Below are 11,277 nucleotides of genomic sequence, written 5' to 3'. Positions count from 1 at the left end.
TTCGGTCGCCGCGCCAACGGTCCCGCTGTAAAAGACGTCCACCCCCTTGTTCGCGCCGTTGTTGATGCCCACGACGACCAAATCCGGCGGCTGCGGCAGGAGCGTGGTCAGGGCGAGCTTCACGCAGTCCACGGGCGTCCCCGCGACCGCCGTGCCGCTGAAGCCGGGCTCTTGCACCGGGTACAGGCGCAAGGGATTGTGCAGGGTGACGGAACAGCCCACGCCCGACTGCTCCGTGAGCGGGGCGACCACATCAAGCTCATGCCCGGCCTCGCACAGCGCGTCGTGCAGCGCGCGGAGACACGGGGAGTGGATGCCGTCATCGTTGGAAAGCAAGATACGCACGCAACCTCCCGAAACAGCAAAAACAGTTTTCCCATAGGAAACAGACGGAAAGCCGGACCCCGGACGGCCCGCAGGCTTTCTGTTGACAACACAGACGAAAACGGGTGAACTCCCGCCAAACATTCCGACTGTACGGCGATGCTTTCCGCACGGAAAACCGATCGCACAGTTTTTTATTGTAGGTTGAATATGCAGAAAATACAATCCGCGCCCGACCGCCGGTGGGCCAAAGACGTGGCTCCCGGAGACGAAATCAGAGCGCTGTACCTCATCGGCTCGGCGTCGCAGCTGCAAGCCAAGAACGGCCCGTTCTGGCGGCTTGAGCTGAAAGACGCCTCCGGAGATCTTGAGGCCCGGATCTGGAGCCCCCTCAGCCAGCAGTTTACGGAAATCCCTTCCGGCGTCATCGCCGAAGTGGAAGGCCGCGCCGAAAGCTTCCGCGACAAATTGCAGGTGAATGTCAACGCGCTGCGCGTGCTCTCCCCGGAAGAAACGGCCTCGGTAGACACGTCCGCCTTCATGGCCTCCAGCAGCCGCCCGCCGCAGGAGATGCTCGACGAGCTCGAAGCCATCTGTCGCAAGGAATTCACGCACAAGCCGTGGCGCAAGTTCATCCTGTCCGTCCTTGAGGACGAGGCCATCCGCGTCCCGCTGCTCACCGCCCCCGCCGCCAAGAGCGTACACCATGCATGGGTCGGCGGGCTGCTTGAGCATACGCTTTCGGTGGCGACGCTGTGCCTGCGCTTCTGCGACCATTACCCGGATCTGGATCGCCAGACGCTGCTCGCCGGAGCCATTTGCCACGATCTCGGCAAAATATGGGAATTCTCCGGCGGCCTCGCCAACGACTACACCGACGCCGGGCGGCTGGTCGGGCACATCAATCTGTGCCTCGGAAAGCTTGACCGCCATCTCGCCAAATCCGGGCTCAACGAGGAGCTGATCCTCCATTTCCAGCATCTTATCCTGAGCCACCACGGGTTGTACGAGTACGGTTCGCCGCGCCTGCCGCAAACGGCCGAAGCCTTCGCCCTGCACTACGCGGACAACATCGACGCCAAGATCACCCAGAGCCGGAGCCTGTTCGGGGAACTCGAAGACGGCGAAAGCGGCTGGTCGCCCTACCAGAAATCGCTGGAGCGCCAATTGTTCCTAGCCCCCAAAACCCCGGAAACCGAATCGCGCAAGCCCCACACTTCAAAGCGCACGGCGGCGGAACCCGAAGCCCCAAGGTTGAACCAGTGTTCATTACTCTAGAAGGCATTGAAGGCTCGGGCAAAACCACGCTCATTGAGAACCTCGCCGACGTGTTCCGTACCCTGAACCATGAGGTGCTGGTGACGCGCGAGCCCGGCGGGTGCGCGCTGGGCCGGGAGTTGCGCCAGATGCTCCTGAATCCGGAAACGGAAATCTGCCCTGAGGCGGAACTGTTCCTGTTCCTCGCGGACCGGGCGCAGCACGTCGCGGAGGTCATCCGCCCGGCGCTGAAACGCGGCGAAGTGGTGCTCTGCGACCGCTACGCGGACTCCACCGTGGTCTATCAGGGCTACGGGCGCGGCCTCGACATCGAAAAACTGCGCTCGCTCAACGACGTGGCCATAGGCGGCCTCTGGCCCGACAGGACCTTTGTGCTCGACATGGACCCCGCCGATGCGCTGAAACGTGCACGCCGCCGCAACGCGGAGCTGGGCCTCTCCGAAAAAGAGGGGCGTTTCGAAGCCGAGCAGATGCCTTTCCACACCCGCATCCGGGAAGGATTCAAGCTCTGGGCCGCCCACAACACCAAGCGCATCATCGTCCTCGACGCCGCCGATTCTCCGGAAGGCCTCATGCATCAGGCTTTGGCAAATATCGATATGTTTGAATAACATGTGGGGATGGAGAAGGGAAACGCTCTCAAGAAGGGGAGATCCCCCACGTTTTCCTTCCCCTCCCCACGCCCCCTTCCCTTTCCTTTCAAAGACGTCTGTATGGGTCGATGGCGGGTTCGGGCCGGTGGATTCTTTCCTTTCCGGCCAGCGGCCCTGTCTTGTACCCAAAAAAGAGAAGCTATGCGAAATGTAACGATATTTACGGACGGCTCATGCCTCGGCAACCCCGGTCGTGGAGGCTGGGGCTGCATTCTTCGCTGCGAAGGCCATGAAAAAGAACTCTCCGGCGGCTACGCGCACACCACGAACAACCGTATGGAAATCATGGCGGCCATCGCGGGGCTCGAAGAGTTGAAAGAGCCGTGCGTGGTCACGCTGTACACTGACTCTCAGTACCTACGCCATGCCGTGGAAAAAAAATGGCTCGCGGGATGGCGGAAAAACGGCTGGAAGACCGCCGCCAAGAAACCGGTCAAGAACCGTGATCTCTGGGAGCGCCTGCAAGTCCAGCTCGACCGCCACAGCGTCACGCTGGAATGGGTGCGCGGACACAACGGCCATGCCGAGAACGAGCGCTGCGACGAGCTTGCCCGCAGCCAGTCCGCCCGTCATGATTTGCCGGAGGACACGGGGTACGAGCCGGAATAAAGCGTTTTGACGCTGAAAGAGGCACCGTTTCAAAAAGGGTTCACTCTACCTTGTTGGGACGGCGGCTCTTCCATTTTCAGGGCGATGTTCCCAATGCCTGTTGTATCTCTCCGCCGCTCCGAAAGCGCCGCCACACAATATCCGCTGATTGAATGCCGGTAAAAATGCTGGGGGGACACTTTTTCAAAGGTCCCCTCAGATTTTTTTCTTCTCAGGCCTCTTTATCATAAACGGACAGAAAACGCGGCGATCCCGCGAAATGCTCTTTTCTTCACGTAAGGGTAGCCCTTGCCAGACAAAACGATTCCTGCTATGGATGACGACCTGCAGAATATGCGGGAAATTGATGTGGCCTGGAGGCTGTTTAATGGAAACCATGGAAAACCACGGTATGGACGCGGAATTTAATTTTGAAAGCGCGCTGGAAGACTACCTCAGCACCGACTTCGGTGATCTCGAGGAAGGAACCATCGTCAAGGGCGAAATTGTCCGCGTGGATGACGACAATGTGCTTGTTGACGTGAATTTCAAATCGGAAGGTCAGATCCCCACCGCCGAATTCCGGGATGCCGAAGGCAATCTCGTTGTGAAGGTGGGCGACCGTGTGGACGTCTTCGTCGCTCGCAAGAACGAACAGGAAGGCACCATCACCCTGTCCTTCGAAAAAGCAAAGCGGATGCAGCTCTTCGATCAGCTCGAAGACGTGCAGGAAAAGAACGGCGTCATCAAGGGCCGTATCATGCGCCGCATCAAGGGCGGTTACACTGTGGATCTGGGCGGCGTGGAAGCGTTCCTCCCCGGTTCCCATGTGGATCTGCGCCCCGTGCCGGACATGGACGCTCTGGTGAACCAGGAATACGAATTCCGCGTGCTGAAGATCAACCGTCGTCGCAGCAACGTCATCGTGTCCCGCCGTGTGCTGCTTGAAGAAGAACGCGACTCCAAGCGTCAGGATCTCCTCCAGACCCTCGCCGAAGGTCAGGTCGTTACCGGTAAGGCCAAGAACATCACCGAATACGGCGTGTTCGTGGACCTCGGCGGCCTCGACGGTCTCCTTCACATCACCGATATGTCTTGGAAGCGTATCCGCCATCCTCGCGAAATGGTTACGCTTGGTCAGGATCTCGAACTCAAGGTGCTCTCCTTCGACAAGGACAACCAGAAGGTTTCCCTCGGCCTCAAGCAGCTCGTGCCCGATCCGTGGCAGGACATCACCGCCCGCTTCCCCGAAGCTTCCCGCCACAACGGCAAGGTGACCAACCTTGTTGATTACGGCGCGTTCGTCGAGCTGGAACCCGGCGTCGAAGGCCTCGTGCACATCTCCGAAATGTCCTGGACCCGCAAGCTCCGCCATCCTTCCCAGATGGTCCGTCAGGGCGACGAAGTTGAAGTCGTCATCCTCGGCGTCGATCCCGAGAAGAAGCGCATCTCCCTCGGCATGAAGCAGATCAAGCCGAATCCGTGGGAACTCGTGGGCGAAAAGTATCCCGAAGGCACCATCCTTGAAGGCGTCATCAAGAACATCACCGAATTCGGCATGTTCATCGGCATCGAAGACGGCATCGACGGCCTCATCCATGTGTCCGACATCAGCTGGACCAAGAAGATCCGTCATCCCAACGAGCTCTTCAAGGTCGGCGACACCGTGCAGGCCAAGGTGTTGACCGTGGATCAGGAAAGCGAAAAGTTCACCCTCGGCATCAAGCAGCTGACCGAAGATCCGTGGACCAACGTTCCCACCGCCTACCCCGTGGGCGGCCTCGTGAAGGGCACCATCACGAACATCACCGATTTCGGCCTGTTCGTTGAAGTGGAAGAAGGCATCGAAGGCCTCGTCCACGTGTCCGAACTGAGCAACAAGAAGGTGAAGACCCCCGCCGAACTGTACAAGGAAGGCGAGGAAATCCAGGCCAAGATCATTCACGTCAGCGCTGAAGATCGCCGCCTCGGCCTCTCCATCAAGCAGCTCAAGGACGAGGAAGAACGCAAGAAGCCCCGCGAATACAGCCGCTCCGGCCCCGAAGCCGGCCAGAGCCTCGGCGACCTCCTCAAGCAGAAGTTTGAAGAGTCCGAAAACTAGGCCGCTCGCGGCTTAGCCGACAGCAAATAAAAGAAGCCCGGCACCTTATGGTGCCGGGCTTCTTCTTTCCCGGAGAAGACATCCGGAAAGCGGTTTGTGCGTCTCCCTGCAAAACAGATGCGCTCCCGATCTTCCTCCCCCCAAGTCGGCTTGGGGGAGAAAACGGTGCCCGCGCCCTTCCCTCAGCTCTCTTCCATAATCCGATCTTCCGGCACCTCATACAGCACCAGCGCATGGTTCCGCTTGAGGGTTTCGCGCGACAGCAGGTTGCCGCTCCTCTTGTCCACGCACTCGCGGACAATGACATTGTTCCGGTATACCCGATCGCCATCCCGGACAAAGGCTTCTTCCTCGCTTCTGATGTGCCATGACAACGGCAGCTCCACGTCGGCGCGCAACTCACCGCACAGATGCGTATCCGTCGTCCAGACGAGAAGCTGGAACGTCGTCCCCGTCGGGTTCTGGAAGCGGTAATCCAGGTAGTTGTACGAAATGGACGTGCCGATCCCGAAAGGGATCTGCCTTCCGCAGTCGGGGAACAGATCAACCCCATCATGATGGTGGTACTCCACGATACGCAAATGGGAATGGAGCGCCAGCCAGTGCAGCAGGTTGGTGAACTGGCACAATCCGCCGCCGATGCCCTGAGACGGCTGCCCACGCTTGATCATGAGCCCTTCGCGGTAGCCCTTCCGCACCGAGGTCGCTCCCACGAGCCGCCAGAACGAAAAAACTTCGCCCGGCCTGATGAGCACGCCCGACACTTTCGGCGCGGCAAGCCGCAGATTGACGGCCTTGTTTTCTTGGAGCCGCATGTCCACGTTGCCGAGCCGCCGCCGGATGAGCGAGGCATGGCGATATGCCAGTACCGGAAGCGGCTCTTCCCGCCGCGACCGGGCAAAGGGGCTGGAGCAGCGCAAATCCTGCAAATGCCGGAGCGCAATGCCCTTCCAGCGCGAAAGTTCGTATGTAAGCGGGCACAGTTCACAAAACAGCTTACGCGCCATCGCCCGCCGCCTCCCCGATCCGCGCCCGCGGCAGCATCTCCGCGATCTCCGTCGCCGAATTGCCCCGCTGCGGGAACACATCCCGCAACAGCGTGCCTGCGCGTGCGTGGAGGTAGACTCCCATGCACGCGGCAAGGAAACTGGAGCTTTCACAGCCCTCGGAAGGGTGCGCGGCGGTCTGCGCCATCAGCGTTCCGAGGCAGCCGGAAAGGACGTCCCCTGAGCCTCCCACAGCCAGATTGGGCTCCGCGTAGGGGGCGATGGTCACGGGCTGGCCCGCCGTGCCGATGAGCGTCCCCGCGCCCTTGAGAATCCACACGGAAGGGGCCAGACGCCGCAGCCCCGCCAGCGCCGCGAAGCGGTCCGCCTGCACCAGCGCGGGCGTCGTATGCAGCAAGGTTGCCGCCTCGCCGGGATGCGGGGTCAGCACGTCACAGGCCCGCAGGGAAGACAACGCCTCGGGATGCATGGCGAGCGCGTGCAGCGCGTCCGCGTCCACCACGGCGGACGGGCGCGAGGGGCACATCAACAGGGCCTGCACGAATGCCGCCGTTTCCGGCTCGCGCCCGATGCCCGGCCCCAGCACCATCCCCCCGCACTGGCGCAGGAACGGCAAAAGCTCCTCAAGCAGTGCCGGGCTCCACCGCACGTTCCCCGCAGGGCCGAGGGCACGGGTCATGATGTCCGGGCAGTCCGCCTTGATGTCCCGGCACAAACCGTGCGGAGCAGCGACGCTGATCAGCCCGCCTCCGGCACGCAAGGCGGCCCGGGCGGCCAGATGCGGCGCGCCCGTAAGCCCTTCCGAACCGCCCACGATCAAAATGGCCCCGGCGGTCCCCTTGTGCCACCCCGGAGCGGCTTCCGGAAAAGCTCCGGCAATGGCTTTCGTGATCATCTGACAGGAAGCGGGATGCGCCCTCCGCACCACGGCCGGAATGCCGATGGGCCGGATGTGCAGCCTGCCCGTGTACGGCGCGGCTTCCGGCAGGACAAGGCCGGGCTTCGCCGCCTCGAAGGTCACTGTGGCGTGCGCGCGCACGGCGACGGGGCACGGACGCCCGGTCAATCCGGAAAGGCCGGACGGGATATCCAGAGAAAAAATGAATGCCCGCTGCTCCAGCGCGTTGATCCGGCCCACCAGCTCAAGCTCCAGCGGCCTGAGGCTGCCGGAAAAGCCCGTGCCGAGTATCCCGTCCACGACGATGTCCGGGCCGCCCCTCTCGCAGACGGAAGCGTCGGCATATACATCCCACGGCGTATTGCGGTATTTTTCGGGCCAGCCCGCAGCCGGGGCAAACGCCACGCCGCAACGCCGGGCCAGCCGCACATGCTGCCCCGTCACGCCCCGGTAGGCCCCCAAAGGCCGGGTATGCAGCACAAGCACCTCGGCGCCTCCGTCGTGCAGATGCCGGGCAAGACAAGCGGCATCCCCGCCGTTGTTGCCGCCGCCCATGAACAACAGGACGCGCTTGCCCGGCATATGACCCGTTTCAGCCGAAAGCACATGCAGGGCCTCGCGGGAGGCGTTTTCCATCAGCAACAGTTCGGGCAAACCCAAATCAATGGCGGCCCGATCCCAACCGGACATTTCCGCCGGAGCGGGAAGCGGTGCGAACATACGAAAACCTCCCGAAGGCCCGGCTGCCATAAAGAACGCGCGGGCCGTTTTTCCTTCTGTCTTACGGGCCGGAAAGCGAGGGGTCAAGCGGCCCTAACGAGGGACGGTAACAGGATAAAACCTACGCGTGAAACCCTTCACTATTTGACCTTCCCCCAGACATACAGTAATGGTGAATATCACGCCGGATTCCCTTTTCAACATCCGGTGGAGCCTTATGAGGCAGCCGGGAGCTGCTGTCGCCAGAACCCCGTCTTTCCTGTGCGAACTGTATCCGGGCCTCGCGGTCCCTCACATACAGCCCCCTCACCATTTGATCCGGAGGAAATCATGCCCAGTGCATCCCTCGTCAAGGAATTCGAAAACCTCATCGGCAAAGAGAACGTCTTCACCAGCGAAGCGGACAGGCAGAGCTACGCCTATGATGCCGCCGTGCTGCCCTCGGTCGTTCCCGGCCTTGTCCTGCGCCCCACCTCCACCGAACAGCTCGGCGCCCTCATTGAGCGCTGCTACGCCAACGGTCTGCCCATGACCATCCGCGGCGCGGGGACCAACCTCAGCGGCGGGACCGTGCCCGACGCCGACAAATCCGTGGTCATCCTGACGCAAGGACTGAACAAGATCATCGAGATCAATGAAGAAGACCTCTTCGCCATCGTCGAGCCCGGCGTTGTGACGGCCCAGTTCGCCGCCGCCGTGGCTTCCAAGGGCCTCTTCTATCCCCCGGATCCGGGTTCACAGGCCGTCTCCACCATAGGCGGCAACATCGCGGAAAACGCCGGCGGCCTGCGTGGCCTGAAATACGGCGTCACCAAAGATTACGTCATGGGCCTCGAATTCTATGACCACACCGGCGAACTGGTGAAAAGCGGCTCCCGCACCGTCAAGTGCGCGACCGGCTACAACCTCGGCGGCCTGCTCGTGGGTTCCGAAGGCACCCTCGGCATGATCAGCCGCGCCATCCTCAAACTCGTGCCCCCGCCGCAAGCTTCCAAGGCCATGATGGCCGTGTTCGACAACGTGCAGAAGGCTTCCGAAGCCGTGGCCCGCATCATCGCCGCCCACATCCTGCCCTGTACGCTGGAATTCATGGACAACATGACCATCAACCTCGTCGAGGACGACGTGAAGATCGGCCTTCCCCGCGACGCGCAGGCCATCCTCCTCATCGAAGTGGACGGACATGCCGGTCAGGTCGCCGATGAAGCCCTCATCGTCGAGGAACAGCTCAAGAAGAGCGGCGCCACGCAGATCGTCGTCGCCAAGGACGCCGAGGAAAAGAACCGGATCTGGGAAGCCCGCCGCAAGGCCCTGCCCGCCCTGGCCCGCTTCAAGCCCACGACCATCCTTGAAGACGCCACCGTGCCCCGCTCCAAGATCCCGGCCATGATGAAAGTCATCAAGGGCCTCGGCGAAAAGTACAATCTCACCGTCGGCACTTTCGGCCATGCCGGGGACGGCAATCTGCACCCGACCTTCATGTGCGACAAGCGCGACAAGGACGAATTCGAACGCGTGGAACGCGCCGTCGACGAACTTTTCAACACCACCATCGAAATGGGCGGCACCCTTTCCGGCGAACACGGCATCGGCACCGCCAAGCAGAAGTGGCTGGAAAAGGAAACCTCACGCGGCACCATCGGGTACTCGCGCCGCCTGCGCAAGGCCATCGACCCGAAGGGCCTGTTCAACCCCAGCAAGCTGGTTGGAGTTTAAATCATGGATGAGCTGACCCTTCTCGCCAACGCCCTCATGGCGCTTGACGACAAGCTCGCCGCCTGCATGAAATGCGGCATGTGCCAGTCCGTGTGTCCCGTTTTCGGCGAAACCATGATGGAAGCCGACGTAACCCGCGGAAAGCTCACGCTGCTGGAAAAATTGGCTCACCGTCTCATTGAGGACCCGGACGCGGTCAACGAAAAACTCAATCGTTGCCTCCTGTGCGGCTCCTGTCAGGCGAACTGCCCTTCCGGCGTTTCCATTCTGGAAATCTTCATGGAGGCCCGCGCCATCGTTGCGGCCTATAAAGGCCTTTCGCCCCTCAAGAAGGCCATCTTCCGCACCCTGTTGCCGAATCCGAAACTGTTCGGCTTCCTGCTGAAGATCGGCGCTCCGTTCCAAGGGCTGGCCATGCGCGACGACAACAACGCGCAGGGCACCGCCACGTGTTCCCCGCTGCTGCGTCCGTTCCTCGGCGAACGCCACATGCAGCCCCTCGCCAAGCAGACCCTCAGCGCCAAGATCGGCGCGGTGAACTCCCCCGCCGGGAAAAGCCGCTGCAAGGTGGCCTTCTTCCCCGGCTGCATGGGCGACAAGATCTTCACCAACGTTTCCGAAGCCTGCCTCAAAGTGTTCGACTACCACGAAGTCGGCGTCTATCTGCCTACCAACTATTCCTGTTGCGGCATTCCCGCCCTCTCGTCCGGCGACCTTGAAGGTTTCGAAAAGATGGTCATGCACAACGTGGACGTATTGAAGGAAGGCTCCTTCGATCTCATCGTCACGCCCTGCTCGTCCTGTACGGAAACCATCCGGTCCCTGTGGCCCAAGATGGCGGGCAAAATGCCCTACAAGTACCGCGACGCCATCAATGAGCTCTCCCAGAAGGCGATGGACATCAACGCTTTCCTCGTGGATGTGCTCAAGGTGAAGCCCCGCGCGTCCGGGCGCCACGGCCAGACCAAGGTGACCTATCACGAGTCCTGCCACCTGCTCCGCTCTCTCGGCGTCAGCGCGCAGCCCCGTGAACTTATCCGCATGAACCCGGATTACGATCTCGTGGAGATGAAGGAAGCCGACCGTTGCTGCGGTTGCGGCGGCAGTTTCACGCTTTCCCACTACGATCTGTCCCGCAAAATCGGTCAGCGCAAGCGCGACAACATCGTCTCCAGCGGTGCGGAAGTGGTCGCCACCGGCTGCCCCGCCTGCATGATGCAGCTTTCCGACATGCTCGCCCACAACGGCGACAGCGTGACCGTCAAGCACACGATCGAAATCTATGCCGACTCGTTGAAGTAAACTGCCTCCGGCGGCAAGGGTGGCTACCGCCCCCCTTGACCCCCTGTCCGGGGGGAATGATTCCCCCCGGACCCCCTCAAAGGCGAAAAGAAACGGTTCCCATGCAGCTTACGCCGCATGGGAACCGTTTCTTTTCGCCTGGGGAACTCCAAGTGTAGTGTTCTAGAAGAACGTACTAACGAGAAAACTCCAAAATCATGTCATACCAGACGGCCCCGCCGTGTTGCGACAGGGAAACGCCCAGATTCCTGAAGCCGAATCGGGTATAATACGGCAGGAGATGCTCCTTGCATGTCAGGATGCAGCCACAACGCCCGTCTTCGCGTGCGTGTTCGATAAGCTCTCGCATGAGCTGCCCGGCATACCCTTTGCGCCTGTATTCCGGCAATACGTCCAGCCCGAACACGCTTTGCCATTTTCCGTCTTCCTTATGGAGTTCGGCCTGCTCGAACATGACGTCGGAAATGGTACGGGCATCCGTTACCATGCCGTTTACAAAGCCGATGAGTGTTCCTTCATCTTCCAGCAGAAAAAAATGACGGGAAAAAACCTTGAGCCGGGCGGCAAGCGACTCCCGCGTGGCTGCCTCGCTCGCGGGAAAACAGATTGCCTCGACCCGGCAAATAGCATCTAAATCATCCTGTGTAGCCGTTCGTATCCGCATGAACTCCGCCTGATATCAAATACATT

10 protein-coding genes are annotated in these 11,277 nt (G+C 61.1%); 6 read left to right on the top strand and 4 right to left on the bottom strand.

Annotated features, from left to right (window positions below):
* The coding region (locus tag HMPREF0178_RS09630) for a 5'/3'-nucleotidase SurE (protein WP_009733255.1) at positions 1 to 345 on the bottom strand (345 nt) is incomplete at its 3' end.
* 189 nt (positions 346 to 534) lie between these two features.
* Between HMPREF0178_RS09630 and HMPREF0178_RS09625 the strand changes: the two genes are divergently transcribed.
* The 4 genes from HMPREF0178_RS09625 (at position 535) to HMPREF0178_RS09610 (ending at position 4,944) form a co-directional block, all read left to right on the top strand.
* A complete protein-coding gene (locus tag HMPREF0178_RS09625) occupies positions 535 to 1,602 on the top strand; it encodes a 3'-5' exoribonuclease YhaM family protein (protein ID WP_009733254.1) in 1,068 nt (355 codons plus the stop codon).
* Positions 1,587 to 2,213: a dTMP kinase gene (tmk, locus tag HMPREF0178_RS09620; RefSeq protein WP_009733253.1), complete on the top strand. Its 627-nt coding sequence runs from the start codon at positions 1,587 to 1,589 to the stop codon at positions 2,211 to 2,213. Before HMPREF0178_RS09625 ends, tmk begins: the two co-directional genes overlap by 16 nt.
* 183 nt (positions 2,214 to 2,396) lie before the next feature.
* Positions 2,397 to 2,864, top strand: coding sequence for a ribonuclease HI (gene rnhA / locus HMPREF0178_RS09615; RefSeq protein ID WP_009733252.1), 468 nt, complete (start codon positions 2,397 to 2,399; stop codon positions 2,862 to 2,864).
* 367 nt (positions 2,865 to 3,231) lie between these two features.
* On the top strand, positions 3,232 to 4,944 hold the full coding sequence (locus HMPREF0178_RS09610; protein WP_009733251.1) for a 30S ribosomal protein S1: 1,713 nt from the start codon (positions 3,232 to 3,234) through the stop codon (positions 4,942 to 4,944).
* 182 nt (positions 4,945 to 5,126) lie between these two features.
* Here the strand turns inward: HMPREF0178_RS09610 and HMPREF0178_RS09605 are convergent, their stop codons facing one another.
* Together HMPREF0178_RS09605 and HMPREF0178_RS09600 are read right to left on the bottom strand one after the other, a co-directional pair.
* Positions 5,127 to 5,951: a VanW family protein gene (locus tag HMPREF0178_RS09605; RefSeq protein WP_009733250.1), complete on the bottom strand. Its 825-nt coding sequence runs from the start codon at positions 5,949 to 5,951 to the stop codon at positions 5,127 to 5,129.
* A complete protein-coding gene (locus tag HMPREF0178_RS09600) occupies positions 5,941 to 7,569 on the bottom strand; it encodes a bifunctional ADP-dependent NAD(P)H-hydrate dehydratase/NAD(P)H-hydrate epimerase (protein ID WP_009733249.1) in 1,629 nt (542 codons plus the stop codon). Before HMPREF0178_RS09600 ends, HMPREF0178_RS09605 begins: the two co-directional genes overlap by 11 nt.
* A 330-nt stretch (positions 7,570 to 7,899) precedes the next feature.
* Here HMPREF0178_RS09600 and HMPREF0178_RS09595 point away from each other — a divergent pair, with 330 nt between their 5' ends.
* Entirely contained in the window at positions 7,900 to 9,285 is a 1,386-nt protein-coding gene (locus HMPREF0178_RS09595; protein ID WP_005028364.1) for an FAD-binding oxidoreductase, read from the top strand.
* 3 nt (positions 9,286 to 9,288) lie between these two features.
* Entirely contained in the window at positions 9,289 to 10,587 is a 1,299-nt protein-coding gene (locus HMPREF0178_RS09590) for a (Fe-S)-binding protein (protein WP_009733248.1), read from the top strand.
* A 175-nt stretch (positions 10,588 to 10,762) separates the two neighbouring features.
* Here the strand turns inward: HMPREF0178_RS09590 and HMPREF0178_RS09585 are convergent, their stop codons facing one another.
* Positions 10,763 to 11,251: a GNAT family N-acetyltransferase gene (locus HMPREF0178_RS09585; protein WP_009733247.1), complete on the bottom strand. Its 489-nt coding sequence runs from the start codon at positions 11,249 to 11,251 to the stop codon at positions 10,763 to 10,765.
* Positions 11,252 to 11,277 lie beyond the last annotated feature (26 nt).

This window comes from Bilophila sp. 4_1_30 (assembly GCF_000224655.1).
GTDB classification, from domain to species: domain Bacteria; phylum Desulfobacterota; class Desulfovibrionia; order Desulfovibrionales; family Desulfovibrionaceae; genus Bilophila; species Bilophila wadsworthia.
Note: the sequence above shows the minus strand (reverse complement) of the source record. Positions and strands in the feature narration are given on the sequence as shown.

Coding starts and splice junctions, on each gene's coding strand:
- rnhA (WP_009733252.1), top strand. CDS start 2,397: ATGCGAAATGTAACGATATTTACGGACGGCTCATGCCTCGGCAACCCC.
- HMPREF0178_RS09585 (WP_009733247.1), bottom strand. CDS start 11,251: ATGCGGATACGAACGGCTACACAGGATGATTTAGATGCTATTTGCCGG.
- HMPREF0178_RS09605 (WP_009733250.1), bottom strand. CDS start 5,951: ATGGCGCGTAAGCTGTTTTGTGAACTGTGCCCGCTTACATACGAACTT.
- HMPREF0178_RS09600 (WP_009733249.1), bottom strand. CDS start 7,569: ATGTTCGCACCGCTTCCCGCTCCGGCGGAAATGTCCGGTTGGGATCGG.
- HMPREF0178_RS09595 (WP_005028364.1), top strand. CDS start 7,900: ATGCCCAGTGCATCCCTCGTCAAGGAATTCGAAAACCTCATCGGCAAA.
- HMPREF0178_RS09610 (WP_009733251.1), top strand. CDS start 3,232: ATGGAAACCATGGAAAACCACGGTATGGACGCGGAATTTAATTTTGAA.
- HMPREF0178_RS09625 (WP_009733254.1), top strand. CDS start 535: ATGCAGAAAATACAATCCGCGCCCGACCGCCGGTGGGCCAAAGACGTG.
- HMPREF0178_RS09590 (WP_009733248.1), top strand. CDS start 9,289: ATGGATGAGCTGACCCTTCTCGCCAACGCCCTCATGGCGCTTGACGAC.